Genomic DNA, 26,378 nt, shown 5'->3' with positions numbered 1-26,378 from the left:
CCTGTACTAATTGCCCGTGAGGCTTAACCATACAACACCTAAGGGGTTTTGTGGACTCAAAGCCAAGAACGAATTGAATGTGTGATGAACTTTTAAAGCCAGCTTTCCGAATTTAAGCATTTGCTTGGCGACCATAGCATTGTGGACCCACCTGATTCCATGCCGAACTCAGAAGTGAAACGCAATAGCGCCGATGGTAGTGTGGGGTTTCCCCATGTGAGAGTAGGACATCGCCAGGCTTACTTTAGGTCTTCATCTTTTAGAAAAAGATGAAAGCCAAAACCTGAATAAAGCAATCTTTCCATAAGACTTTATTTAGATTGAAATCCTGCTCATTGAGGCAGGATTTTTAATGTATCGACAAGCAATCGTTTGCCTTTTGGGGCTGTGGTTGCTGCAGACAACAAATTTAGTGCGGAGTGGTAGTTCAGTTGGTTAGAATACCGGCCTGTCACGCCGGGGGTCGCGGGTTCGAGTCCCGTCCACTCCGCCATTTATTGTAGACCTCGCTATTATGCGGGGTTTTTTGCAATATGGGCTTAGTAAAACTAAGCCAAAAGTCGAATTTAGGAAGGACTCTGGATTCTCATGAGAGCCGGGTTTTTCCTCCGCACTGAATCATTCCACACATTGTGGAATGCCCATAGCCAAAGCGCTGGGATTCCCCTCTCTCTATCCATTTATGTTAACTAGAGATAATGTTTGGTGTCTCCATGTCTTTTGACTTAAGAAAAATACTCTTTTTGGTTGTTGGTGTCCTCGTCGTTTTAACTTTGGCTTATGTCGCCAGTTCAGACCGAGGAAAAATTAAAACGCGCCCGATCCTACAAATGCTGGTCATTGAATTAGTGCTTGCTTGGGCATTAATGAAAACAACGGTGGGATTAACGGTTGTTAGTGCCATCAACAGCTTCTTTAAAAAGCTACTTGGCTACGCTAGCTCAGGCACTGACTTCGTGTTTGGTGGGTTAGTGGAAAAAGGTCACTTTGTTTTTTATCTGAACGTGCTAATGCCGATCATTTTTATCTCTGTCCTCATTGGTATTCTACGCCACTTTAGAATATTACCTATTATCATTAAGGTAGTAGGACTCGGTCTGAGCAAAATTAATGGCTTAGGCAAGGTAGAGTCTTTTAACGCGGTAAGCTCACTGTTGGTTGGCCAGTCTGAAAACTTTATTGCCATCAAACAGCTGATTCCTGAAATGAGCAATCAACGCTTATTCACGCTTTCTGCTACTGCTATTTCAACCGTGTCGATGTCAATTGTGGGTTCTTACATGCAGATGGTTGAACCTCGTTATGTCGTGACGGCTATCTTGCTTAATATGTTCAGTACTTTCATTATTGTTTCTGTAGTGAATCCTTACGAAGTTAACGAAGCCGATGAGCTTCTCGAGCAGCCAGGCCATCGTAAACAAAGTTTCTTTGAGATGATCGGTGAGTACATCATGGACGGTTTTAAAGTCGCGGTGGTTGTCTCAGCGATGATGATCGGCTTTGTCGCACTCATTACCGCGATTAATAACGTGTTTGATATGGTGTTTCACCACACCTTCCAAGAGGTACTGGGCTACGTATTCGCCCCTGTTGCCTTTATGTTGAACATTCCTTGGCATCAAGCGGTGACGGCAGGCAGTATTATGGCAACTAAAGTCGTGGCTAACGAGTTCGTCGCTATGATGGATTTAGGCAAAAACGCTCACGTTCTCGATCACCATACCGTTGGCGTTGTATCTGTCTTCCTCGTTTCGTTTGCCAACTTCAGTTCGGTTGGTGTGATTTCTGGCGCGGTGAAAGGACTTTGCTCCGAGAAAGGCGATATTGTGGCGAGCTATGGTTTTAAATTGGTTTACACAGGTTTGCTGGTTAGCTTGTTATCTGCGGTCGTCGCAGGGATCATGATTGCCTAATTGCTGCGGCAGTTATACTAGCTTGTCCTAAAATAGAGAAAGCCATGTTATTTAACATGGCTTTTTTCGTTTCTGTGCGTGGTCAATTTAGGCCTTGAAAAGGCTCTACTAAAGACGTGTGAATAAATTCTTGGGCGGCTAAGAGCGAAACTGATTGATTTTATTGTTCTGTCAGTAAAACATAGCGGCCATGAGATCTAAACATGAATTAGAACAATAAATCATCATGCTGGGCGTTCTATGATGCCCTGTCTTTTTGTCCAAGTATGTTTGCTGGTCAATCGCCAGATAACCTCGGACGTTGACTCGCAAGCTCAGGTTTACGGGTAGACAGCATGGTGTTTGATGGGCTGAGTTAGGAGTTAAAAGTAAGATATGTCTGTGTATGACACAATTTGTATTATCGCTGCGTTGGCGGTGTTTATTGCCATGTTTAATCATAGGTTTGGTCGATTTCAAACGACAATAGCGATCACGGGCTGGTCGGTTGCGATTTCTGTTTCGTTGATCTTGTTGAGCCGCCTAGGCTTAGTATCGTTGCATCAGCAACACGAGCTGGTTGATATGTTGGAACATATCCAGTTTGATGACTTTTTGCTGAAAGGTGTGTTGGGCTTTTTGTTGTTTGGCGGTGCACTTAACATTGAGTTACCACACCTCAAAGATCAAAAATTAGAAATTTCTTTTCTCGCCTTGGTGGCCACTTTATTTTCGACCTTCTTTATTGGGGGTGTCATGTACTTTCTCTTTCAGAAAGTAGGCATCCCAATCGACTTTATCTACTGCTGTTTATTTGGAGCACTGATTTCTCCAACTGATCCAATCGCGGTGTTGGCCATTGTCAAAAAAATGCGCGCGCCACAGCGAGTATCGACCCAAATTGAAGGGGAATCATTATTTAACGATGGTGTTGGCTTAGTGGTTTTTGTGACGCTTTACCAAGTGGCCTTTGGTGAGTCGACGCCGACGGCGTGGGGGACGCTAGAACTGTTTCTCCATGAAGCGGTAGGGGGAATCGTTTTTGGTTTATTGCTAGGGGGTGTTTTCCATCAGCTTATAAAGCGAAGTAGCGATAGCATGATGCGTCTGATTCTTACTATGCTGATCCCGACGGCTGGGTATGTATTGGGTGAGCACCTAGATGTGTCCGCGCCGCTCGCGATGGTCGCAGCGGGTATTATTATTGGCAATATCACCCGACGAGGATTTGATCAGCAGGAGTCTGAGCAAATGAGCCATTTGTGGGAGTTGGTTGATGAGATCTTGAACGCGATTTTATTTTTGCTGATAGGCCTTATTATGCTGACGTTTAGCTTCCACTACTTAGATATTATTGCGGTGCTGATTGCGGTGCCTATGGTGCTAAGCAGCCGCTATATCAGTGTTAAAGCATCCTATCTGTTGTTTAGTCGTTTTCGTCGATACAATCCGGAATCCGTGAAAGTCCTCACTTGGGGTGGGCTGCGCGGTGGTTTAGCACTCGCGATGGCGATGGCGATTCCAGCGGGCGTGCAGCAGGTCCATGGCGTCGATATCAAAGAAATCTTGGTCTTAATGACTTATGCGGTGGTGGTGTTTTCTATCATAGTGCAGGGTTCAACCATCACGCCTATGATAACCAAGGCGAAGGAATGGGAAAAGAACGGGTACTGATGCGAAACAATAAATAGAATAAAAAAAGCCAGTGGTATACACCACTGGCTTTTTTTATTACTGAGTTTTACGAGCGGCTTGGTTAGTACATGACTTAGCTCTGGGCAGAATGTACTAAAGTGAGTGCTTTTTTGCTGACGTCATTGGCTGCTTGTAGCATGTTTTGCTGTTCTAACGTGGTGGCCAATAAATGATAATCACGCACACTCGAGCGTATCGATAAAGACTTTTCTAGATGCTGCTGGGCGTTGGGCCATTGTTTATCTTTCATTTCAAATTGTGCCAGCGCGCTCAGAGCATCCGCGTTATTACCATTCTTGTTTAAGGCTTGCTCAAGCAGCAATCGAGCATCTTGGTTATCTGTTAGCTCAATCTCAGGAAGCAAGGTGTATAACGCACCAATCGATTGCTTTTTGAGGGTCGATTTAATCAGATCGAATGCCGGAGTTGATGCTTGTTTGTCAACGAGCAGTTTCGCGTAGTGCACAATGATCTCCGGTTGAGCTTTACTCTTTTTCGCTAGCTGATCCCAATGCTGAATCAGAGTATCGTTGCTTTGGTGCAAAGCGATGTCTGACAGTAAACCACACTGTACTTGCACCTCGAGTTGCTGTAATTGCACTTCACTTAGCGCTTTCACTTTGCGTAGTTGGGGCAGGATATCCGATAGGGCTTGCCATTTTTGCAATTCAACATACACCTCTTTGAGTAGCTGAAGCGCGAGTGGGTGGTTGGGGTTGGTTTTGGTTAGCTGAATTAGGCTGTCATAAGCTTGCTGATACTTTTGCAGGCGGATTTGTTGTTTGGCGCGAGTTAGTGAGACCACTAGTTTTGAATCAGCCTGTTTCTCAGCCAGCTGCAAGTAATGATCTCGCTTGCTTTCCTCTCCCATTTCCAACGCGGCTTCTGAGGCAACTAGGTAGCAAAGCAGTGGCATGTCGTGGTGTGATGCTCGGCGTGTGACTTTACGTTCCGCCTGTTTCCAGTCACCTTCTAACCATTTTATAACGCCTTCATTGGTGTCGCGTCGGGCGCGGCGTATTTTTCGCACAGTCAACCATTGCCAAGTGGTTGAGCTGGAGCGAATCAACTTTTTCAATATACTCTCAAGGATAAATAAACCCGCCAGTGCGGCGATTACAAAAATCATTAGGGTGGTGACGCTCATTTCTAGCGTTTTATTGGCGATGGAGATCAACACATAGCCTTGCTGGCCTGCGTAATGTGAGCCAACAAAGAGCCCACCGCCAAGAACAATAAACAAGAAAATCAGTCTAAACATTATTTATCCTCCCCAGTGAGGCTGGTCACTTTGGTATTGATGCGCTGCTCAATCACTTTAGACAGTGCACTTTGTGATTCGAGTTTGACAGGATAGTCGATATGAATGTTTTGTTTAGTGAGCGCTGCTAAAGTGGATTCAAATTGCTTCACTTGTGTGTTGTCTTGGTTGAAGAACGAACGCGACCAAGTAGAAGCGGTACCCAGCGCTGTCGAGTAGATGGCATTATTTTCGTCGTATACTGCTTTGATTGCCAAATCGAGTTTCGCAATCATATTCTCTTGCAAATAGAACTCTTGTTTGGGTGACAATAGCGGGATGACGTTACCGTCTCGTGAGCGGAAAGTGATGAAGTGGGCGGAGAAGTCTTTTAGTGATGTCAGCAGGTTGCTCTTCCAGTCATGAATATCAGTGCTGACTTCCGGTTCTTGCTCAGTGTTAGATTGCGGTAAGATGGCATTCGCTAGTGGCAGTTGAGTGATTTGTTTTTGCAATGCCATTAAGCGCAGCACTAGCCCGTCTTGATCGACAATAGGCAGTGATTTTAGCTTGGTGATGTCTTCAGCCATCGCTTTGCGCAGTGGGAATAGGTTTGGATCGTTGAGCGCGGCGATGCGTTGATCGGCATCTTCCATTAAAGCGATGGCACTGGATATATCGTGTTCCATATACAACTTACGCCCAGCCAGTTTCACCAAGTAATTGGCTTCCGCGAGCATCCAATCGCTAGGGCGGCGACCTTTCATATCAGACAGTGCCATTTGCAGGCTCTTAATACTTTTCTGCTTTTGCGCTAAAGCGACATCAGTTGCGTGGTTTAAGTTGGTAATTTGTTGCTGTGTTTTCGTGGTAACCGTGCTGAGCTGACTATCTAATTGGTTCTGATTTTGTTGTAGTTTCTGCTGCAGTTCATTGATTTGAGTTTGGTACTGCTGACTGTTTAGGTGGATTTTATAGGCTAATCCGCCGCCGACAACAATGGACACAAGTAGCGCTAAAGCGGCCAATTTAGACCCACGTTTTGGTTGAGTCTTAGCCTCAGCGTTGGCTTGTGGTTTGGATGGCTTCTCAGACGATGCTTTGGTGTCTTTTTTCTCAGGTTCATTATGCTGATCGTTATTCTTTTTCATTTGCTTAAAGTCCTGTATTACTGATTCCTAATCGCAGCGAGCAGATCAGAGTTGGCTGCGCTACGTGTATTGATGATATGGCTGAACCCTAAAGCTTTCGCATCAGCGTGAATGCGTTGACTTGGGACAAGCAGTGTTCGCCCTAGCAACCAAGTTTGGTATGCAGGTTGAATATGAGACATAAATAGGTGCAGCTGCTGGCTGCTTGTGATGACGATGCTTTGCACATTCCGTTTTTGCCAAAGTGGGATGCACACGTTAGATAGAAATGGGAGAGGTTCGCGGCGATAACTTTCGAGGTAGTGGACACAGGCTCCACGTTCCTGCAGCGTTTGATATAGAGTCTCACGGCCACCGTTACCGCGTAGGATGAGAACCTTTTTACCAGTTACATTCTGTAAATCATCCAATTCGAGTAAGTGCTCACTATCGCTTTTTTTTGGGTGTTGAACTGGGAGAGAACATACATTGTGTAATGTGTCAGCTGTCGTCTTACCAATAGCGAAATAGCTCGTTTGTTTGGGCCAGTGAGCAACGTCGTGTCTTATTTGATATTGTTGAGTTAGGTATTCTTGAGCGAAAGTTACCGCATGTTGGCTAACCGCAATGACGATATCGACGCTATGCAGCTGGGCAGTCAAATGTGGTAACTCGTTGCCAGGGAGAATTGTTACAACAGGGTGATGAATAGCTTCAATGCCCACTTTTTCCAACAGGTTGCCCAGTTTTTTCCCTTGCTCCCCGGGGCGCACTACCAACACGCTCATTGGATTATGAGTGCTCGGTATACAGTTTCGTTAAGATTGATTCTGCGCCATCGGCCAGCAGTTGTTGGGCTAATTGAGTACCCAGTTGTTTAGCTTGCTGACGTGGGCCGCGAATTTCGCCACGAATGATTTCTGACCCATCGGGCTCACCGACAAGTGCTCTAAGCCACAATTGATCGCCTTCCAGCTCCGAATAGCTGCCGATAGGCACTTGGCAGCCGCCTTCTAGAGTCAGGTTCACCGCTCGCTCACAGGTGACTCGGTCGGCGGTGTCTGGGTGATTCAGTGGTGCCAATAAAGACAATAGACGAGAGTCGTCTACGCGGCACTCTATTCCCACAGCCCCTTGCCCAGCAGCCGGCAGAGATTCGGTGTCTTCGATGTAACTTTGTATTCTTTGTTCCAGTTCTAATCGCTTTAATCCAGCTGCCGCGAGGATAATGGCGTCGTAGTCACCAGTGTCTAGTTTACCCAGTCGTGTACCAACGTTGCCCCGCAGCTCCTTAATCACCAAATCTGGTCGCGCGGCTTTGATTTGGCATTGGCGGCGTAGGCTGCATGTGCCTACTACAGCCCCAGCGGGTAAGTCAGAGATTGATTGGTATTGATTAGAGACAAACGCATCACGTGGGTCTTCACGTTGGCAAATGGTCACCAGTCCCAAGCCTTCAGGGAATTCGCCTGGCACATCTTTCATTGAATGAACGGCGAGGTCGGCTCTACCTTCTAACATCGCCACTTCAAGCTCTTTCACAAATAGCCCTTTACCACCCACTTTCGCTAATGGTGAGTCGAGGATGATATCGCCTTTCGTGACCATAGTGACGAGCTCAACTTGGAGTCCGGGGTGCGCTGCGATCAGTGCATCTTTTACATAGTGAGCTTGCCAGAGTGCGAGTGGACTTTTGCGTGTTGCAATGCGAATGGTATTGGACGTAGTCATGCTATTTTTGTGTTTGGAGTCGAAAGACCAATCGTATCATCCTATAAAACAAAAGTATTTCTATTGAAGTTAGGTGCGCCGCAATTGGAGACAGAAAATAACCGCTAAAGGACAAATAGTGTGATTGATCTCTCGTTTATAAAACGGATTATTATTAGAAAAAAGAGATACGTACCACACTATGCTCCAGTGAAAACGGATAAACAGCTTGATGCTTAACGGTTATTCGTGGTCGTTCATTTCTTTACCAAGAATTGAAAAAGTGTTACATTGATCACGTTTTACGACTGATTTTGCACAAAAGACAGTCAGGGCGATTGTTGAGACTCAAACCAAGGACTTCACCTTGCAGGCTTATACAGAGACGTTAATACAAAGATTGGACCAGCTTAACCAGCAGCGTGTTGAGCGGGCGTTGGCCCTTATGAGTCTGCCGAGTCAGCGAGTTTTTCACCTAATTCCCGCCTTATTTCATTTTAATCACCCTTCAATTCCCGGTTACTACGACGAACATGTCCCATCAGGGGTCTCTGCTTTTCAATCCAGTTCGGCTTTGCTTAGTCTTCTCGAAGATATGGGTTTTAACGCAGAGCAGAAAGCGACAGAAACCAGCCCACATTGCGATATCTTAGCGCTTTATACTATGGGCAGTACTTCGTCGATTGGCCAAAGTTCCTCAAGCGATTTGGATGTCTGGGTATGTGTGTCCCCATCTCTTGAGAAAGAACGCCGTGATAAACTGGCCGAAAAGTGCAGTCGGATTACGGCATGGGCGCAGAAGTTAGGGGTAGAAGCCAATTTCTTTCTGATCGACGAGCAAAGGTTTCGCAGTAACTGTTCTGAGGAAATGACGGGTGACAACTGTGGTTCATCTCAGCACTTATTATTGCTTGATGAGTTTTACCGCTCTGCGGTTCGATTAGCAGGGCAACGTTTGGTCTGGCAGATCGTGCCACCAGAAATGGAAGAGTGCTACGACGAATACGTCGCTGAGCTTTGCCAAGCAGGTTACATTGATTGTGATGAGTGGATAGACTTTGGGCAGCTAGATGGTATCCCAGCCGAGGAATACTTTGGCTCCAATTTATGGCAGTTATATAAGAGTATCGACTCTCCATACAAGTCGGTGCTCAAAGCCATCTTACTTGAGGCGTACTCTTGGGAGTATCCCCACACTCAATTGCTCAGTCTAGATACCAAACGACGCTTTTTTGCTTATCAACAAGACCTGTACGGGATGGACGCCTATTACCTGATTCTCGAGAAAGTCTCTCGCTATTTGGAGCGGATTGGTGATACGACGCGGATGGAGTTAGTCCGTAAGTGTTTTTACCTTAAAACGCACGAGAAGCTGTCGCGAGATCCTGGGGTGGGTTCTGTTCAATGGCGACGCGATGCGTTAGCTGAGATGGTGCAGACGTGGCAGTGGAGTCAGGCAACATTACAAGAGCTTGATGACCGTCGTCACTGGAAAGTAGAACAGGTTAAAGTTTTTCATCATGCGTTACTTGATGCGTTGATGCTGAGTTATCGAAACCTCATTCAATTTGCACGGCGTAATGGCATTACTTCACGCATCAGCCCCCAAGATATCAGTATTTTAGCCCGCAAGTTGTATGCCGCTTTTGAGGTGTTGCCGGGTAAAGTTACCCTGCTCAATCCGCAGATTTCGCCTGATTTACATGAACCTGATCTTACGTTTATTGAAGTGCGTAAGGGACGGGTGAATAAACCGGGCTGGTATCTGTATAAGCAGCCTCTTGTCGCACACCGCATCATTGGCCAGCCAAAGCTCGAGCATAATGAATACCTCAGCAAATTGGTGGCGTGGGCGTTCTTCAATGGCTTGATCACGGAAGGTACCCGATTGCATTCTGTGGTGCGCGATGCTCACATCGATATCGATAAGTTTTATCAAATGGTCAGCGATCTACGCAATACGTTTTCGTTGCATAAACGCCGTCCGACAATGCAAGCACTGTCGAGTCCATGTGAGATTAGCCAATTGGCTATGTTTATTAATTTTGAATCGGATCCCACAGCAGATATTAGCGCTAAGTCGTTGAAAGTGGATTTGAAAAATACCGATATATTTAGCTTTGGTGCTGAGCCGGTGAGTTTGGTTGGCAGTGTTGATTTGGTTTACCGCAATTCATGGCACGAAGTGAGAACGTTGCACTTTAAAGGTGAAACCGCCATTCTCGATGCATTGAAAACCATATTGGGCAAAATGCACCAAGATGCGCTGCCGCCGGAATCGGTGGATGTGTTTTGCTATAGCAAAAACTTGTGCGGCGTCATGCGTAACACCATTTACCAACTGTTGGCAGAATGTATCGAACTGCGCTTAACGCCATTTGAGCAAGACAAGAACCGCACTTTCAAAGCGATTCGAATTGGCAGCACTATGTATGGCTTGTTTTTTGAGCGTCGTGGTGTCTCGGTACAGAAACTGGAAAATGCGATAGATTTTTATCGCTGCATTTCAACCAATAAACTGACAGGCTCAACCTTGTTAGTGATCGATAAGGAAAAGGATTATCAGCTACCGCATGTGGTGGATGGTTTTGCCAGTGAAGGCTTGATCCAGTTTTTCTTCGAGGATACGGAAAAAGGTTTCAATATCTATGTGTTAGATGAAGCCAATAAAGTGGAAGTCTACCATCAGTTTAGTGGCGAGAAAGATGAGATGATTGCGGATGTGAATAACTTTTACACCTCAGTGAAAGATGAATCTAAGCTTTCAAATCAACTGATCAACTTCAACCTTCCCCAGTATTATCAAATTGTCCATGGCCAAGGCGCGGGTGATTATGTTGTGCCTTATCGCAACGACAATGCCCCGCAAGTTAGGCCTGCTAGAACGGCGACCGCTTAGCAAACCTTCACTCCTGGCCAATCGTATTGTTATGGCCAGTCTATGTGTTCGTCACACTGCTTTTCGCACTCTTGCTTCACCAATTGCAGAAAGGCAATACCCGTTTTCGAACATGTCCAAGTACCGTCGAGCAACTTGCAGTGATAGCCACCTGATTTTGATGCTAGCCATAGTTCATGCATCGGTTCTTGGCGATTAATAATGATTTGGCTACGATCCTCGAATTCTAGCGTCATGACATTACCTGTCGTTTCGTAGTCAATGTCCGCGCCAGACTCATCGATCATTTCCTCAATAATCTGAAGTTGTTCATCGACATGTTGATGAAACTCAGTGTCGTTCATCTATTATTATCCTATTGCATTTCTTGAGTGTGGTGCGATTATAGGGGGCATTGAATGAATAATCACGATATGCGTCATGAAAAAACCTCTTACCGCACTGCTTGTGCTTAGCGCGCTCGCACTTTCTGGCTGTGGCCAAACGGGCCCGTTATACATGCCTAAAGATAAAGTGACCAACCAAGCACCTTCGACGAACTCAAGTGAACCAACAACGGAAACCCAAACTCAGTCCGCACAATAGCGATTGAGTGACGGATATCGACAAAATAAGGTAGGAAAAGTGGATTATTTCAACTATCGATCTGATGGGCAGCTTTGGGCCGAAGACGTTGAGCTGTCTGAGGTCGCGGAGCGTTTTGGAACGCCATTGTACGTATACTCACGAGCAACGCTTGAGCGGCACTGGAAAGCCTTTGATGACTCTCTGGCTCAGCACCCACATTTAGTGTGTTATGCGGTTAAAGCCAATTCAAACCTTGGCGTGCTGAATGCGTTGGCTCGGTTAGGTTCGGGTTTTGATATCGTTTCTGGCGGTGAACTAGAAAGAGTGATTGCTGCGGGCGGCGACCCATCCAAAGTGGTGTTTTCTGGAGTAGGAAAAACAGCGGATGAAATGAAACGCGCGTTAGAGCTAGGAATTAAATGCTTCAATGTTGAGTCTGAGACCGAACTGGAGAGATTGAATCAAGTTGCAAGTGAGGTTGGGGTGAAAGCGCCCGTTTCTTTGCGCATAAATCCGGATGTGGACGCCAAGACTCACCCTTATATTTCCACTGGCCTTAAAGACAACAAATTTGGTATTGCATTTGATAGGGCCAATCAGGTCTACGCTCTCGCACAAAGTTTGCCGAATTTAGAGGTTCAGGGTATCGACTGCCATATCGGTTCCCAATTGACCGAACTCACGCCGTTTATTGACGCAACAGACAGGTTGCTGGCGTTGATTGATGACTTAACCAACCAAGGTATTACCATCAAACACCTTGATGTTGGGGGGGGGCTTGGCGTTGTATATCGCGACGAGTTGCCTCCACAACCGTCTGAATATGCGCAAGCTTTACTGTCACGTTTGAAGAATCATCAGCAGCTTGAGCTTATTTTTGAGCCTGGTCGTGCGATTGCGGCGAATGCTGGTGTATTACTTACTCGTGTCGAATTTTTAAAGCATACCGAACATAAGAACTTTGCCATTATTGATGCCGCGATGAATGACTTAATTCGTCCGGCCTTATATCAAGCTTGGCAGGATATCATTCCGCTTTCGCCGAGGACGGGCGACGCGAAAACTTATGATTTGGTCGGGCCTATTTGTGAGACGGGTGATTTTTTAGGTAAAGATCGTGCACTTAATATTGAAGCTGGCGATTTACTGGCGGTACGGTCTGCTGGCGCATATGGTTTCGTGATGTCATCGAATTACAACACTCGAGCAAGAGTGGCGGAAGTGATGGTGGACAAAGCGAAGTGCCACTTGGTTCGTCAACGTGAAGAGTTGTCGAGTTTGTGGGCACTCGAAAATATACTACCGGAGTAAATTCAGTATTATGCACTTCCATTTTTCCAAAATGCATGGATTGGGTAACGACTTTATGGTCGTTGACTGCGTTACTCAGAACATTTTCTTCTCCCCGGATTTAATCCGTCGTTTGGCAAATAGACATACAGGGATCGGGTTTGATCAGCTGTTGATTGTTGAAGCGCCTTACGATCCAGAAACCGACTTCCACTATCGGATTTTTAACGCTGATGGCAGTGAGGTCGAGCAATGTGGTAATGGCGCTCGCTGCTTTGCACGTTTTGTGCAAATGAAAGGGCTGACCAATAAATATAGTATTAGCGTTAGCACTAAAAAAGGCAAAATGGTGCTAAATCTCGAAGATGATGAACGAGTTCGGGTCAATATGGGTGTGCCAGAATTTGAACCAAGTAAGGTTCCCTTTCGCGCAAAGCAAGCTGAAAAGACCTATATTATACGTACAGAGGCGCATACTTTGTTCTGTGGCGTTGTCAGTATGGGTAACCCCCATGTGGTGACCGTTGTTGAAGATGTCGATGCCACCGACATTGAGGCGCTAGGTCCACTATTAGAATCTCACGAGCGTTTTCCTGAGCGAGTGAATGCGGGTTTCATGCAAGTTGTCTCTCGAAATGAAGTGAAATTAAGAGTGTATGAGCGCGGCGCAGGGGAAACAAAAGCTTGTGGGAGCGGAGCTTGCGCTGCCGTTGCGGTTGGGGTGAGCCAAGGGCTCCTTGACGAGAATGTGGTGGTTCACCTTCCAGGGGGAGTGCTAAATATTCAATGGAAAGGGGCTGATAGGTCATTATTCATGACTGGCCCAGCGACCCATATTTATGACGGCCAGCTTTCAGTCAACTAAAGGAGAGATTTTGTCTCATATTGAAGCCGACCAACTCAGCGCAGAGATAGTGTCGGCGTACCTACAAGATAATCCAGATTTTTTCTTATCGAGATCAGAGTTGGTGGATCAGCTTTCACTGCCTTGTGATGAGCAAGGAGCGGTTTCGTTAGTGCACATCCAACTGACTCGACAACGGCACCGGATAGAGGCTCTAGAAGAAGAAATCACCGGCTTAATGTCCTTAGCCGCTAACAATGACAAGACCTTCTATGAATTTATGGACTTACAGGAGAAGATGCTAAAATGTGAGACGACTCGTGAGGTGATTACCGCCATTGAAGCTAAAGCGCGAGAGCTTAATTTGACGGCTTACGTTCGCCTGATTGAGTCTGATTCACTAATACATGGTTTGCCTCTTAGTCATTATCAAAGATTTAGTAATCAGCACCTAGCTGGGAAAAGTGCTTTTCTCGGCCGATTAAGGAAATCTGATCGGCAACTCATCTTAGGTGAAGGCGTCTCGGTTGCTGATCTTGGCTCGTGCGTCGTCTTACCTTTGATAAGTAAGCGGCCTTTAGGGGTTTTATCGTTTGTCAGTGAAGACGGCGGGCATTTTCAACCTCATATGGATACGTTATTTCTACGCCATTTAGCACTGGTTTTTACCCACCTAGTGCAGGTATTACCTTGGAATATAGCGAAAGGCGAATATGACACATACACCTCCCGTTCTTCCTAATAGTTTGCAGCAGCCGTTGGACCGTTTCTACGAGTATTTACGTAGTGAAAAAGGCCTCAGCCTGCACACGCAAAGAAACTACAAACAGCAATTAGGCACCATGGCGGTACACTTAGTTAGCTTGGGGCTAGAAAACTGGCAGCAAGTCGATGCGGCATGGGTCCGACAATTAGTGGGAAAAGGCAAACGTGATGGTATGAAAGCCAGCAGTTTGTCTACACGGTTATCATCGTTGCGCAGTTTTTTTGATTTTTTAATCTTGCGGGGCGAACTAGATGCTAACCCAGCCAAAGGGGTTTCTGCGCCGCGTAAGAGTCGGCCGTTACCGAAAAACCTCGATGTCGATGAAGTCGGTCAATTGCTAGAAGTGAATGAAGATGATCCTCTCGCAATTCGCGATCGCGCTATGATGGAACTCATGTATGGTGCGGGCCTTCGCTTAGCCGAGTTAGTCAGTATCAACGTTAAAGATGTTGGTTTTTATAGTGGTGAGATACGAGTCGTTGGTAAAGGTGACAAAGAGCGAAAGGTGCCGTTTTCTGGGCTGGCGAAAGAGTGGGTCTCGAAATGGTTAAAAGAACGGGGCGGGCTTGCCAACGCTGATGAAAAAGGGTTGTTTGTTTCCAAGTTAGGAGTGCGAATTTCTCATCGAAGTGTGCAAAAAAGAATGGCCGAGTGGGGGCAGAAACAAGCCGTGGCTAGCCATATTAGTCCTCATAAACTGCGGCACTCGTTTGCTACACATATGTTAGAGTCGAGCAATAATTTACGTGCGGTGCAAGAGTTGCTTGGCCACGAAAATATTTCCACTACTCAGATTTATACCCATTTAGATTTCCAACACCTAGCGCAAGCTTATGATGCCGCTCACCCGAGAGCGCGTAAGAAAAGGGACGACAAGTAGTGCGCTTTTATCGGCGCAGCACCGAGATAAAGGCAATTACGTTCGATCTTGACGACACCTTATACGATAACCGGCCTATCATATTGCAGTTGGAGCGACACCTCGAATCTTGGTTGCACCAGTATCACCCAGTGACGAGTACTCGCTCTAAGAGCTGGTGGCTGGCGCTAAAGCGTGCCGTGATCATTGAAAAGCCAAACCTGAAACATGATCTTACTCAGTGGCGCTGTTGTCAATTGCAGAAAGGGTTTGTAGATCTTGGATACCCAGCTAATGAGGCCAACCATGCCGCTTCAGCGGCGATGGAACAAGTTTCTATCTATCGAAATCGAGTGGATGTCCCTGCAGAGAGTTTGGGTGTGCTTAAGAGACTGGCGCAGAACTATCGGCTAGTGGCCATTACCAATGGTAACGTTAACGTTGAAAAAATCGGTTTGGCCTCTTACTTTGAAGCCACTTTTCGCGCTGGCCCTGATGGACGCTCTAAACCCTTTCCCGATCTTTTTGACCAAGCGAGTCAATATCTGGCGCTGCCTAGCAATAAGATTTTGCATGTCGGCGATAACTTGCGTACTGATGTCTTGGGGGCTAAGCGCTGCGGATTTCAGGCGTGCTGGTTTAACCCGCATACTGAGAATATCCGGACGAACGTCAAAGCACGTGTATTACCCGATGTTGAAGTGACTCACCTCAATCAATTGTTACTTTGGCTTTAGCTGGTGACCACTTTTATCAGCTTGATACACTTTCATGTAGTGTAGAAAGAAGTCGGAGAGCTGTTTAGCTTGTACCTGCTCTCCCATCGTGTACATCAGTTCACACCCTACTTCTAAAGTGCACAGGTGGCCATCTTCTTGGTTTCTGCGCAGGGTGTAGTTTGATGCCTTGTTAGGTGTGATATGCAGATGGGGTAAGGGCGTTAGCCAAGCACTTTTACGGACGATCTTTTTTGCTTCTTGCCAGGTAGAGTCAATGATGATGAATAGGGGTGTTTTGCTTGGTGTTGAGCGGTTGCTGTTTGCGGCGATTCTTGTGTGTACACTTTCGCTATCAGCGTCGGGAAAAAGCAAATACGCTTCTATGTCAGCTTGATTGATCAAGGTGATGAGCGATTGGGGTGGCGCAACTCGATCCCATTGATGAACTGAGCAGTGAGGGAGACTTTTTGCTAAAAACTGCCCAGTGTTAGTTGAGCGAGTCGTTTCTTTTGGGTGCGTTAATAGCGCGATATGTGTGTTGCTATCTAGGGTTGGGATACGCTGGCAGATGCACTGGTGAGTGAAGCCGCAGCGGGGACACTTATGTGGGGAGGTCATAGTTACACCCATTCTATTTATTACCTGATCATTTCTGCCAATTTGAATACTCCATAACGGAATCGGAGTGTGTGCAATTGATGCGCGTTACTGAAAATAGCAATAATACAACTAGTGACACGGAGACGAGCCCCACGGCGACTAGTGACACCAAGGCCCGTAAGTTCTAGATGATGTGTTGTATAATCATCTTCCTATATAGTTCATCGCATTGGCTTCAGGTTATGTACTGGCAGAGGTTACGCTGCTGATGTTTATAGAAGATTACGCCTAGATTATCAACCGGTTTTCATTTGCAGTCTGTTTTTATTGGCGACCAGTTTCCGATTCGAGTACGCCCTAGTTTAATAATCTGCTAGGGTACACGCTGAACTTATCATTAGGTATTCACATGGCGTATTGGCTGTTTAAAACGGAACCGGATACATTTTCCATTGATTCACTCCGTGTGAATCAAACCTCTTGCTGGGAGGGTGTACGTAACTACCAAGCAAGAAATATGATGAGAGATAAGGTTAAGCTGGGGGATTCGGTACTGATCTATCACTCTTCATGTAAGACGATTGGGATTGCTGGTGTCGCGAGAGTGATTAAAGAAGCTTATCCTGATCATTTTGCGTTCGATCCTGCAAGTGAATACTACGATCCCAAATCTGATCCAAATAGTTCACGCTGGGTGATGGTTGATATTGAATTTAGGGAAAAGTTTTCGCGAATCATTCCCTTAAGCAAATTAAAAAGTTTAGCAGAACTTGCTGATATGCCATTGGTAAAGCGTGGCATTCGTTTATCAGTGATGCCAGTCCGAGAAAGCGAGTGGCAAGCTATTATGGCACTCGCAAAATAGTGTTACTCGTTACACAAGAATGTGCTGACGTAGATACTGGGCTACGGCTTCTTCGGAATTGGTGCCTATGATTTCTTGATTAGGCAGTGCATCGAATACTTTGTGATGTGCACTTCCCATTACTAAGCCCTTGCCCGCCATCGATAGCATCTCGACATCGTTCATTCCGTCGCCAAAGGCAATACAGTCTTCTAATTTGTATGTTAATTGGCGTGCAACGGCTTTAAGGGCTTCCCCTTTAGACACACCTGCAGCCATGACTTCTAGGCACCACGGCGTCGAAAATACCACGTAGATTTGATCACCAAAGGTGTCGTTAAGCTTTTTTTCGTATTCGACTAGATGGTCGTGATCATGACTGGGGTGGGTAAAAAAGATTTTTGCGATATTGGTGCAGGGTGCTTGCTCTGAATCGAATAGCTGGTAGTTAAAGCCAGATTCATTGTGGAACTGACGTATCACTTCATCTTCTTGGTTTAAAAGCCACTGATCGCCCTGATAGACATGCACCTTCATCTCTGGATCGTCTTGCACGACGTTAATAATGCTTTGCACTAGGTGCTCAGGAACATTATTACTGTAAAGAAGGTTGTCGTTGGCGTCGTGCACCCGCGCCCCGTTAGATGTGATCATATACGCAGGAATACCGACTTGTTCACGGATACCAGCCACGTCAATATGGTGGCGACCTGTCGCGAACGCAAACGTGATACCTTGTAGGTGTAGCTGTTGTAAGGTTTGTTTGGTGAGATCGCTGACCTGATGATTTGGGGTAAGCAATGTGCCGTCTAAGTCGGAAGCAACCAGTTTAAAAACAGCCTTGGTATCGTTTGGTGTCATATCATTTCCATCGAAAGTATGATTAAAGTGATCGCTATTGTATGCGATATAAAAGAGGAAAAAGAGGGTAAACTTATTCGCTCCCGACTTCCTCGTTTTTGATACGGGTGTAGAAAGACAGGATATTGTCCAATGCGGTGTGACGGGCTTTATCTTGCTCAAAGAGGGGCTCGTGCCGCGATCCTTCGATCACTTTTAAATCACAATCCTTGTTTACCTTACGCAACTTACGGATGAATTTACGTTGCCTGCTGTTATCAACAATTTTGTCCTGACTCGCTTGCAGTAATAGCAAAGGAATACGAATTTGCCGAGTTAATTGCAGACATTGCTTACACGCCATTAACGCTTGCCATACCCAACGATTGCTTGGGCCGCCTAATTGGATCTTTGGTTGAGCTTGGTATAAACCTTGGATCCATTGATAGCGCTGTTTGCTTTGCGTCAGTTTGTTACTTGAAAATGCGATGTCCGTATAACCTTTGCAGCCTGGGGCATAGGTCGTGTTCGGAGTACAGGCAGTGAATAGCTGCGCCAGTACCAATGCGATAGGCTGCAGCCAAGGCGACATATTAATGCCGAACATAGGTGCGCTTAAGGCTATTGCGTGAAAAGGGTGTTGGGGGTGAGTTTGGATGTAGCGAGTGCTGATTGCTGCGCCCATTGAATGCGCTAAGAGATAACGGTGCCGATATGAGTTAAGGTCGAATTGGCTAAGTATCGTATTCATATCTTGCAGATAATCATCAAATTCATTCACATGCCCCATGTGAGTATCTGCAACGAGTCGTTGAGAAAGTCCTTGGCCTCGATGATCAAATGAATAGATGTTGTATCCGCGTTGAAATAAATCGTAGAACACTTCTTGATACTTCCAGGCTGACTCTATGCGGCCGTTGACCACCAGCACTGCTTTGTCGTTCTTGGGGGACGTGATTGAGCACCAGTACAGCTTTATCCCGTCGTAAGCCTTAGTGTAGCCTTCCTGACGCGTCTCCCAAAAATCATGGATATGAGTCGCCATCGTATGAGCATAGTCGGATTCTTGGCTGTAACGTCCACAAGGGGGTTGGCATGTGTGGGGCATCAGTTACCTTTAATATTGAGATGATGGATTTTGACTATCAACAACATAGTAATCGATTTAGTTGCACTCCGCGACTGGGCATACTGAATTGAACGAGCGCGATGGTGAAAACAACGAGTGTGATGAAAATCAACACTTATCGTTAGGGAGGGTCGGATGTCTGAGACTGAAAAGGTAGTACTTAGGACACATAGAGTTGAGAGCTTGCTTAGGTCGCAATACCACGCCGAAGGCGAGGGGTTAGAACAGCTGATCAGCAGCTGTGAGGAGCGTCTACCGCATGATGTGATCGCGAAACTACACCAGATCGCGCAGCTTCACAATACTCTCACCTCAGATGAACAAACGCCGAGTGATGCCAAGCAAGATTTTTTGTTGTTGTGTCGTGAATGCGAAAAAGAATTGACGCCAAGAAGTAGTCGATTTATTTGGCGCACTGCGATTGTGCTGATGATGTTAATTACGATGGCTGCACTAGGATTTTACTATGCGCATTGGGATGAATTGCATCAACACCTCCGCCCTTAATAAGGGAGAAGGTGCTGAACAACAATAGATAACAAAAAGGACGCATGGCGTCCTTTTTGTTATCTATGCTTTTTGGCTAGTAAAAAATCGGCAGTGTCATTAGGCCGAACACTACTGCGATCATTACAAGGCCTTGTTTTTGTGAGGAAGAAATCATTTCACTGCTCCTTTGTTTAATTGGGTAACCGTATGGAATGATAATAGCACTAACTTTGAGGGTTTTTCAAGTTTATTCTACTCGTAATGCCTAAATTGTGATGTTTAGTGTGCTTTTAATGTGGTTTTGTTGAGTGTTTTAGTGTTTTTTTACATAGCTCTGATAATGCTCGGTTTGTTCATTTTGCATCCAGAGTTTGGTTTATATTTATTTAAAACAGTGCGTTACAATCTGTTTGTTTATCGATCTCTTGTATACTATTTTGATTTTGTGGCTTTTGATGCTAGCAGTGTCATTTGTCTGTTAATCATATGGTCACGGCCATTTATTTCTTGCTCTGAAGGGCGGAGAGTTTTCTGGCAGTGCTTAAAAAGATATAAACCAGCTAGAATCTTAGATAACGAGGTAGGTAGCGAAACGTAAAGCTCACTGGTCTATGATTGTTAATGCTAATATCGTTAATATAATGTTTTTAAATGATATTTTCATTTAAAGTTTTCAAATTACTCGTATGAAACCGATAGGTTTTTGTCGAAATTTAGATAAATGAATAGATGAGATTGAGCTGACTTTAAGTTGAACCTTATTCTGGGATGAATTTACGTTATTGAGTGGCAGGATTAGTTATTTCAAATGTAAGTTGTTGATTGTATTCAACTATAAAATTTAGCACCATGGTCGATATAAATATAAGCAGTTTCATCCTAAAAAGAGCGATACTTGACTGCCCATTATTGATATATTCGCACCAGTTTTATTCTTTTCAGTGAAGTTAGGGGTCTGCATGGATATTATTGCACCGGCTGTGATGTTCTTTTTAATCATGGATCCGATGGGAAATTTACCTGTTTTTTCATCGCTTTTACGTAACGTAGACAAAAAAAGGCGCCGAATTGTATTGATTCGAGAGCTGATCATTGCGTTGACAGTCATGCTGCTGTTTCTCTACTCAGGGGAACGCATTTTGAGTTTTCTTTCGTTGCAGCAAGAGGCGATCACGATATCTGGGGCGATTATTTTGTTCTTGATTTCACTGAAGATGATCTTCCCGAGTAAAGATGGCTCTTTTGGTGTCGCGGCAGGAGAAGAGCCATTTATTGTGCCTCTCGCAATCCCTATGCTTGCGGGGCCATCAATTTTGGCGACTCTGATTTTGGTTGCTCATCAAAGGCCTGATCATATGGGGGAGACCGCAATATCTGTGATTATTGCTTGGGCGGCATCTTCATTTATTTTACTACTAGGTGAACTATTTGAACGAGTGGTCGGTGAGAAAGGGCTAACGGCTATCGAACGATTGATGGGGATGCTACTGCTGATGCTTTCTGTGCAGATGTTCTTGAATGGTATTCTCAACTACGTTCAATCGATCAAATAACGCTTTTTTTAAAATAATGCTTTTGCTTTATCGGCGCGGGTGGTTTAGCCAGCGCCGATACCATTAGTTAAAGTGTTTGCGGCGGATATCTAACAATGAGAAAACGCCAAAAATCAGAATTGACCACTTCTCCCAACGGCTCATCGAAATCTTATCGCCAAACGCGCCAATAAAGATCATCATTTGCAGTGCGTGCATCATGAATAAGAAGGCCGTCAAAATATACAGCACGACAGCGGATCGCCCGGCAAACGGGTGAAACAGATTGAGCATCAAAATAAACCAAATAAAACCAACCCCAGCTTTTGCTAAATAAATTAGCCATTTCATTCTTTATTCTCCCTAATAAATAGTCGATAACTCACCTGGCTGGTGGTTTTCTCTCGATGTAGGCTCCAATGCTCTGGGATCCCTTCCAGTTGCAGTGCTTTTTCGGTTTCAATATAGATGAAGGCATTTTCAGCTAGCCAATGGTTGCTCTCTAGCAATGTGATGACCTGAGCGAGCAGCCCTTTATGGAAAGGGGGATCGAGAAATACCACATCGTAAGGGGTACCTGGCTTGGCTAAATATTGCAGGGCATCGCAAGATACAGCGGTCAAGTTGGTCGTGTTTAAGCTGCTAATGTTACTTTGTAGCTGCCGATAAGCTTCAGGGTTGTATTCTAGCATGGTCACCATGTCAGCTTGTCTAGAGGCAGCTTCAAAGCCTAACCCACCACTGCCTGCAAACACATCGAGGCATTTGGCCTGAGCAATATCTTGAGCCAACCAGTTAAATAAGGTTTCTTTGACGCGGTCACTGGTGGGTCTAAGCCCGTCGGCATGATGCACTGCTAACTTTCGTCCTCGCCATAGGCCGCTAATAATACGGACGGAGCCCGCAGAGGTTTTTTTTTGTGTTTGGTTTTGTTGGCGATGTCTGCCCATAGATTCTTTGACCGTCAATAAAGTGATACTATACGTCGCGCCAAGTGGTTCACTTGGCTGAACCCCGAATTGTACTATGACAAAGCTTATCACCCTAAGGTGAAACTTTTCATTGCCAGAAGCAGAAGCAGAAGCAGAAGCAGAAGCAGAAGCAGAAGCAGAAGCAGAAGCAGAAGCAGAAGCAGAAGCAGAAGCAGAAGCAGAAGCAGAAGCAGAAGCAGAAGCAGAAGCAGAAGCAGAAGCAGAAGCAGAAGCAGAAGCAGAAGCAGAAGCAGAAGCAGAAGTACGCGTTCAGGAACAAGAAAAGCCAACTGAAAGCTTTTTTGCTCGCCTTAAACGTAGTCTAAGTCGGACTAAGGCCAATATTGGCGCTGGCTTTTTTGGCTTGTTCAAAGGTAAAAAAATCGATGACGATTTATTTGAAGAGCTAGAAGAGCAACTGCTCATGGCTGATGTGGGCATGAATACCACACTCAAGATTATTGAAAGCCTCACCGAAAAAGCGGGTCGCCAAGAATTAAAAGATGGTGAAGCCCTATATGGTTTGCTGAAAGAAGAAATGGCAGAAATTTTGTCGCAAGTAGAACAGCCTCTAGAAGTAGATACGAGCAAAAAGCCCTATGTGATCTTAATGGTTGGTGTTAACGGAGTGGGTAAGACGACTACAATCGGTAAGCTAGCGAAGCAGTTCCAAAACCAAGGCAAAAAAGTCATGTTAGCGGCAGGTGACACCTTTAGAGCCGCGGCCGTTGAGCAGCTTCAAGTTTGGGGTGAGCGCAATGAAGTCCCAGTGATTGCCCAGCATACAGGCGCTGACAGTGCCTCGGTGATCTACGATGCGATTGAAGCGGCAACAGCGCGAGGCGTTGACGTGGTGATTGCAGATACCGCAGGTCGTTTGCAAAATAAAAGCAATCTGATGGAAGAGCTGCGTAAGATTGTCCGCGTGATGAAGAAAATTGATGGCTCAGCCCCTCATGAAATCATGCTGACATTGGATGCTGGTACGGGCCAAAATGCGATCAGCCAAGCAAAACTTTTTAGTGAAGTAGCACCCGTGACGGGAATCACCCTCACCAAATTTGATGGTACTGCGAAAGGTGGTGTGATCTTCGCGGTTGCTGATCAGTTCCAGATCCCGATCCGCTTTATTGGGGTTGGTGAAGGGATTGATGACCTGCGTCCATTTGAGACTCAGGAATTTATTGATGCGCTCTTTAGTCGTGAAGAATAACCTTTAACACTTATGGATTGATAACAAACAAAAAGGGGAAGTAAGAGTGATAACGTTTCAACAAGTGAGCAAAGCTTATCGAGGAGGCAGGCAAGCTTTGCAGAAGGTTGATTTTCACTTACGCCGAGGAGAAATGGCCTTTTTAGGAGGCCATTCAGGCGCAGGTAAAAGCACACTACTCAAACTCATTTGTGCCATTGAACGGCCTACGGATGGCAAAATTGGTTTTAACGGCCACGATATTTCTCGGATTCCCAGCCAAGACATTCCCTTTTTACGACGTAATATTGGCATTGTGTTTCAAGAGCACCGTTTGCTGATGGACCGTTCGGTTTATGAAAATGTCGCCTTACCAATGCGAATTGAATCGATTTCTGAAAAAGACATCAAGAAGCGTGTCTCTGCAGCTCTTGATAAAACTGGCTTACTTGCCAAAGCCCGCTGTTTACCAAACCAATTGTCTGGCGGTGAGCAACAGCGAGTGGGCATTGCACGTGCGGTGGTGAATCGGCCGACGTTATTGCTGGCAGATGAGCCTACCGGAAATTTAGATCCAGAGTTATCCAGTAGAGTATTGAAACTGTTTGAAGAGTTTAATCGAGCAGGCGTCACTATCTTGCTGGCGACGCACGATATCAGCTTGGTGAATACACGCCCTCAATATCGTCATTTGGAATTGAATCAAGGTTTTTTGAGTGAGGTCGAAGATTATGAACGCTAATGCTAGGAAGCGTCGTGCGACCAATGGTCGTGGCCAAAGCGGCCCAAAGACAGATGGTTTTTTTACCGTGCACCTCAAACAAGCCAAGAGCTCTTTCGCTGGATTGTGGCAAAGGCCGATGAGTAATCTTCTCACTTTAGCCGTAATTGCGATGGCGCTGGCTATGCCAAGCTGTTTATACCTTATGGGAAAAAATGTTGCGTTGGCAGCGAGCGATATGTCTAGTCCCGCGCAAATCAGCGTTTACTTAAGAGTGCAGACGCCTGATGCTCGTGCGATGATCGTCAAAGATGAGATTGAGCGCTGGCCGCAAGTGAAGTCCATTGATTATATTTCCCCGCAGCAAGGCCTAGCAGACCTGAGTCATTACTCCGGCTTTAATAAGGCCATCAGCTTGCTTGATGATTACTCACTGCCTGGAGTGTTGGTTGTCACTCCGCAACAAGAGGCGCAAGCCGCGATCACTGACTTGGCCAATAAATTACGTTCAGAACAAGATGTCACTGACGTACGTCTAGATGAAGATTGGTTGGCACGTTTAGATGCGATTCGTACCTTGGTTATTGCTATTGTAGCGACCTTGTCTATATTAATGCTGGGCTCAGTTTTTCTGATTGTCGGCAACACCCTTAGATTTAATGTTCTGGCAAATAAAGAAGAGATTCAAACCATGAAGCTTATTGGTGCCACAGATGGTTTTATTCTGAGGCCATATTTGTATTCAGGTTTTTGGTTTGGCTTGTTGGGGAGCGTCATTGCTTGGGTGATTACTTTGGTGATTACCTTGGTGTTGAACCACAGTGTGACTGAGCTGGCCAAGTTGTACGACAGCCATTTTAGTTTGGTCGGCTTCAGCTGTCAGGAGTCCTTGCTACTGATTATTTTAGGTGTTCTGCTTGGTGGTGCGGCAGCCAAAGTCTCGGCGCAACGGCACCTAAAGGAAATTGAACCTGTTTAATCGATGCTTGTCATACTTTTGCAAAGGAACAAGAGGATAGTTATTTACTTCTTGTATAGACAACTTGTTTGTGCATAATTAGTGGCCCTGCTTGAATCTTGTTCATTTTAGGTTCAACATAGCAGGGTTATAACCATGGACCACAGCGTTAATTGATTGAGGAATTGAATGACAAGCCAAGCTTATCCAGTTGCTTTCGTTACCCAAGATAGTTTAGATAGCTACATCCGTTCAGCGAATAGCTACCCAATGTTAACTGTGGATGAAGAGCGTAGCCTAGCAGAGAGGTTGCACTATCGCTCTGAGATCGATGCAGCGAAAGGATTAATACTGTCACACCTTCGATTCGTCGTGCATGTTGCTCGTGGTTACTCAGGCTACGGTCTGCCAATGGCTGACTTGGTACAGGAAGGTAACATTGGCTTGATGAAAGCGGTTAAGCGCTTCAACCCTGAAGTGGGTGTGCGTTTGGTTTCCTTTGCTGTGCATTGGATAAAAGCTGAAATTCATGAATACGTGTTGCGAAATTGGCGCATTGTCAAAATTGCCACCACGAAGGCTCAGCGCAAATTGTTCTTCAATTTACGTAAATCAAAAAAACGTCTAGGCTGGTTCAATAATGGCGAAGTGGAAACTGTCGCTCGCGAATTGGGTGTAGAGCCATCTGATGTACGCGAAATGGAATCTCGATTAGCTGCACAAGATGCTGCGTTTGAGATGCCGTCTGAAGACGATGATGCGCATACCTCTTATACGGCTCCGGTTGTTTACCTCGAAGATAAACATTCTGATGTTGCCGACAGTGTAGAAGCTGCAAACTGGGAAGCGCACACTAATAACCGTTTAGGTCTGGCATTGGCTAGTCTCGATGAGCGTAGCCAGCATATTGTTCGATCGCGTTGGTTAGATGATCAAAAATCAACCTTGCAAGATTTAGCTGAAACCTATGGTGTATCTGCCGAACGTATTCGCCAGTTAGAAAAAAATGCGATGAAAAAGTTGAAATTAGCCGTAGGCGATATGTAACTTCAGTACGTACGAAACGTCAGCGCAGACGGAAAACACAAATACGAGGCCGAGCTTACTAGCTCGGCTTTTTTTTGTTATTGGAGCTATCGCGTTAGCCGATTTTCTGGGTGGGCGACGCCGTTTGTGCTGCTGTTTTAAATAATCCACATGTGTGATGGTAACCCTTGCGTATGATGGCGGCGATCGCTGGCGGATCTTATCCAGTTTTATCAGCAAGTAGATCAAGAGTGTTGATCTTCTACTTAGCGCTAGCTTGTGGGTAACTCTGTGGTAAATTTTCATTCTTTGAGCGCTTTCGCCCATAGTAACTGGACTCCCCGCCAATCTTGTTTTGGGGATATGTAGAAAATTATGCACATCCTAACAAGGATCATTACTATATCTAGTGGTAAAAATAATCCTTAACCACTTTATTCACGTAACTCACAAGTTTATCCACAA

General features: G+C 45.5%; 25 protein-coding genes, 1 tRNA gene, 1 rRNA gene and 1 pseudogene. 18 read left to right on the top strand and 10 right to left on the bottom strand.

The window, feature by feature from the left end:
• Positions 1-123: 123 nt before the first annotated feature.
• The 4 genes from rrf to L4C34_RS19905 all read left to right on the top strand — a co-directional run bounded on the left by rrf (position 124) and on the right by L4C34_RS19905 (position 3,566).
• Positions 124-239, top strand: a 5S ribosomal RNA gene (rrf, locus tag L4C34_RS19920).
• Positions 240-416: 177 nt separating this feature from the next.
• Positions 417-493 (top strand) — tRNA-Asp (locus L4C34_RS19915).
• Between the two features lie 220 nt (positions 494-713).
• Positions 714-1,913, top strand: a complete 1,200-nt coding sequence (locus L4C34_RS19910; protein WP_428791055.1) for a NupC/NupG family nucleoside CNT transporter — start codon at positions 714-716, stop codon at positions 1,911-1,913.
• A 375-nt stretch (positions 1,914-2,288) separates the two neighbouring features.
• Positions 2,289-3,566: a cation:proton antiporter gene (locus L4C34_RS19905; RefSeq protein WP_428791054.1), complete on the top strand. Its 1,278-nt coding sequence runs from the start codon at positions 2,289-2,291 to the stop codon at positions 3,564-3,566.
• A gap of 94 nt (positions 3,567-3,660) precedes the next feature.
• Here the strand turns inward: L4C34_RS19905 and L4C34_RS19900 are convergent, their stop codons facing one another.
• From L4C34_RS19900 to hemC, 4 genes are read right to left on the bottom strand one after another with little or no spacing between them, the layout of a single operon-like run.
• The gene (locus tag L4C34_RS19900) at positions 3,661-4,848 is read right to left on the bottom strand and encodes a heme biosynthesis HemY N-terminal domain-containing protein (RefSeq protein WP_428791053.1); all 1,188 of its coding nucleotides are present in this window, start codon (positions 4,846-4,848) and stop codon (positions 3,661-3,663) included.
• Entirely contained in the window at positions 4,848-5,978 is a 1,131-nt protein-coding gene (locus tag L4C34_RS19895; protein WP_428791052.1) for a uroporphyrinogen-III C-methyltransferase, read from the bottom strand. The genes L4C34_RS19900 and L4C34_RS19895 overlap by 1 nt, the downstream gene beginning before the upstream one ends.
• Positions 5,979-5,995: 17 nt before the next feature.
• Positions 5,996-6,745 carry a uroporphyrinogen-III synthase gene (locus L4C34_RS19890; protein WP_428791051.1) on the bottom strand — a complete coding sequence of 250 codons (750 nt, stop codon included), beginning with the start codon at positions 6,743-6,745 and terminating at the stop codon, positions 5,996-5,998.
• Positions 6,746-6,749: 4 nt separating this feature from the next.
• Positions 6,750-7,688, bottom strand: coding sequence for a hydroxymethylbilane synthase (hemC, locus tag L4C34_RS19885; protein WP_428791050.1), 939 nt, complete (start codon positions 7,686-7,688; stop codon positions 6,750-6,752).
• 346 nt (positions 7,689-8,034) lie between these two features.
• On the opposite strand from hemC, the gene L4C34_RS19880 reads away from it, so the two are divergent.
• Positions 8,035-10,566 carry a class I adenylate cyclase gene (locus L4C34_RS19880; protein WP_428791049.1) on the top strand — a complete coding sequence of 844 codons (2,532 nt, stop codon included), beginning with the start codon at positions 8,035-8,037 and terminating at the stop codon, positions 10,564-10,566.
• A gap of 29 nt (positions 10,567-10,595) precedes the next feature.
• On the opposite strand, the gene cyaY is transcribed toward L4C34_RS19880, so the two are convergent.
• A complete protein-coding gene (cyaY, locus tag L4C34_RS19875) occupies positions 10,596-10,910 on the bottom strand; it encodes an iron donor protein CyaY (RefSeq protein WP_428791048.1) in 315 nt (104 codons plus the stop codon).
• A gap of 76 nt (positions 10,911-10,986) precedes the next feature.
• Here cyaY and lptM point away from each other — a divergent pair.
• The 6 genes and pseudogenes from lptM to yigB all read left to right on the top strand — a co-directional run.
• A pseudogene (gene lptM, locus L4C34_RS19870) lies at positions 10,987-11,076 on the top strand (LPS translocon maturation chaperone LptM); the annotation flags it as partial.
• 114 nt (positions 11,077-11,190) lie between these two features.
• A complete protein-coding gene (gene lysA / locus L4C34_RS19865; RefSeq protein ID WP_428791047.1) occupies positions 11,191-12,444 on the top strand; it encodes a diaminopimelate decarboxylase in 1,254 nt (417 codons plus the stop codon).
• Positions 12,445-12,454: 10 nt separating this feature from the next.
• The gene (dapF, locus tag L4C34_RS19860; protein ID WP_428791046.1) at positions 12,455-13,288 is read left to right on the top strand and encodes a diaminopimelate epimerase; all 834 of its coding nucleotides are present in this window, start codon (positions 12,455-12,457) and stop codon (positions 13,286-13,288) included.
• Between the two features lie 10 nt (positions 13,289-13,298).
• Positions 13,299-14,009: a DUF484 family protein gene (locus L4C34_RS19855; protein WP_428791045.1), complete on the top strand. Its 711-nt coding sequence runs from the start codon at positions 13,299-13,301 to the stop codon at positions 14,007-14,009.
• Positions 13,981-14,913 (top strand): tyrosine recombinase XerC, encoded by a 933-nt coding sequence (xerC, locus tag L4C34_RS19850; protein WP_428791044.1) that lies wholly within the window; start codon positions 13,981-13,983, stop codon positions 14,911-14,913. Before L4C34_RS19855 ends, xerC begins: the two co-directional genes overlap by 29 nt.
• Positions 14,913-15,629, top strand: a complete 717-nt coding sequence (gene yigB, locus L4C34_RS19845) for a 5-amino-6-(5-phospho-D-ribitylamino)uracil phosphatase YigB (RefSeq protein WP_428791043.1) — start codon at positions 14,913-14,915, stop codon at positions 15,627-15,629. The genes xerC and yigB overlap by 1 nt, the downstream gene beginning before the upstream one ends.
• Here yigB and L4C34_RS19840 read toward each other — a convergent pair.
• Positions 15,615-16,229, bottom strand: a complete 615-nt coding sequence (locus L4C34_RS19840) for a tRNA-uridine aminocarboxypropyltransferase (RefSeq protein ID WP_428791042.1) — start codon at positions 16,227-16,229, stop codon at positions 15,615-15,617. The two genes, yigB and L4C34_RS19840, sit on opposite strands and share 15 nt — an antisense overlap.
• A gap of 391 nt (positions 16,230-16,620) precedes the next feature.
• Here L4C34_RS19840 and L4C34_RS19835 point away from each other — a divergent pair, with 391 nt between their 5' ends.
• The gene (locus tag L4C34_RS19835; protein WP_428791041.1) at positions 16,621-17,076 is read left to right on the top strand and encodes an EVE domain-containing protein; all 456 of its coding nucleotides are present in this window, start codon (positions 16,621-16,623) and stop codon (positions 17,074-17,076) included.
• Between the two features lie 9 nt (positions 17,077-17,085).
• On the opposite strand, the gene L4C34_RS19830 is transcribed toward L4C34_RS19835, so the two are convergent.
• Together L4C34_RS19830 and L4C34_RS19825 are read right to left on the bottom strand one after the other, a co-directional pair.
• A complete protein-coding gene (locus L4C34_RS19830; protein ID WP_428791040.1) occupies positions 17,086-17,916 on the bottom strand; it encodes a Cof-type HAD-IIB family hydrolase in 831 nt (276 codons plus the stop codon).
• Between the two features lie 73 nt (positions 17,917-17,989).
• Positions 17,990-19,003 (bottom strand): alpha/beta fold hydrolase, encoded by a 1,014-nt coding sequence (locus L4C34_RS19825; RefSeq protein WP_428791039.1) that lies wholly within the window; start codon positions 19,001-19,003, stop codon positions 17,990-17,992.
• Between the two features lie 156 nt (positions 19,004-19,159).
• Here L4C34_RS19825 and L4C34_RS19820 point away from each other — a divergent pair, with 156 nt between their 5' ends.
• Positions 19,160-19,531, top strand: coding sequence for a DUF4145 domain-containing protein (locus L4C34_RS19820; protein ID WP_428791038.1), 372 nt, complete (start codon positions 19,160-19,162; stop codon positions 19,529-19,531).
• Positions 19,532-20,472: 941 nt separating this feature from the next.
• Positions 20,473-21,066, top strand: coding sequence for a YhgN family NAAT transporter (locus L4C34_RS19815; RefSeq protein ID WP_428791037.1), 594 nt, complete (start codon positions 20,473-20,475; stop codon positions 21,064-21,066).
• A 63-nt stretch (positions 21,067-21,129) separates the two neighbouring features.
• On the opposite strand, the gene L4C34_RS19810 is transcribed toward L4C34_RS19815, so the two are convergent.
• Together L4C34_RS19810 and rsmD are read right to left on the bottom strand one after the other, a co-directional pair.
• Positions 21,130-21,396 carry a DUF1145 domain-containing protein gene (locus tag L4C34_RS19810; RefSeq protein ID WP_428791036.1) on the bottom strand — a complete coding sequence of 89 codons (267 nt, stop codon included), beginning with the start codon at positions 21,394-21,396 and terminating at the stop codon, positions 21,130-21,132.
• Positions 21,393-21,995: a 16S rRNA (guanine(966)-N(2))-methyltransferase RsmD gene (gene rsmD / locus L4C34_RS19805; RefSeq protein ID WP_428791056.1), complete on the bottom strand. Its 603-nt coding sequence runs from the start codon at positions 21,993-21,995 to the stop codon at positions 21,393-21,395. Before rsmD ends, L4C34_RS19810 begins: the two co-directional genes overlap by 4 nt.
• 112 nt (positions 21,996-22,107) lie before the next feature.
• On the opposite strand from rsmD, the gene ftsY reads away from it, so the two are divergent.
• The 4 genes from ftsY to rpoH all read left to right on the top strand — a co-directional run bounded on the left by ftsY (position 22,108) and on the right by rpoH (position 25,934).
• Positions 22,108-23,229: a signal recognition particle-docking protein FtsY gene (ftsY, locus tag L4C34_RS19800; protein WP_428791035.1), complete on the top strand. Its 1,122-nt coding sequence runs from the start codon at positions 22,108-22,110 to the stop codon at positions 23,227-23,229.
• A gap of 46 nt (positions 23,230-23,275) precedes the next feature.
• A complete protein-coding gene (ftsE, locus tag L4C34_RS19795) occupies positions 23,276-23,950 on the top strand; it encodes a cell division ATP-binding protein FtsE (protein ID WP_428791034.1) in 675 nt (224 codons plus the stop codon).
• Positions 23,940-24,908 (top strand): permease-like cell division protein FtsX, encoded by a 969-nt coding sequence (gene ftsX, locus L4C34_RS19790; RefSeq protein WP_428791033.1) that lies wholly within the window; start codon positions 23,940-23,942, stop codon positions 24,906-24,908. The genes ftsE and ftsX overlap by 11 nt, the downstream gene beginning before the upstream one ends.
• Before the next feature lie 168 nt (positions 24,909-25,076).
• The gene (gene rpoH / locus L4C34_RS19785; protein ID WP_428791032.1) at positions 25,077-25,934 is read left to right on the top strand and encodes an RNA polymerase sigma factor RpoH; all 858 of its coding nucleotides are present in this window, start codon (positions 25,077-25,079) and stop codon (positions 25,932-25,934) included.
• Positions 25,935-26,378: the final 444 nt, after the last annotated feature.

The organism is Vibrio profundum (assembly GCF_050337555.1).
Lineage (GTDB): Bacteria > Pseudomonadota > Gammaproteobacteria > Enterobacterales > Vibrionaceae > Vibrio > Vibrio profundum.
The sequence above is the reverse complement of the archived record's forward strand: the minus strand, read 5'-3'. Positions and strand labels throughout refer to the sequence as shown.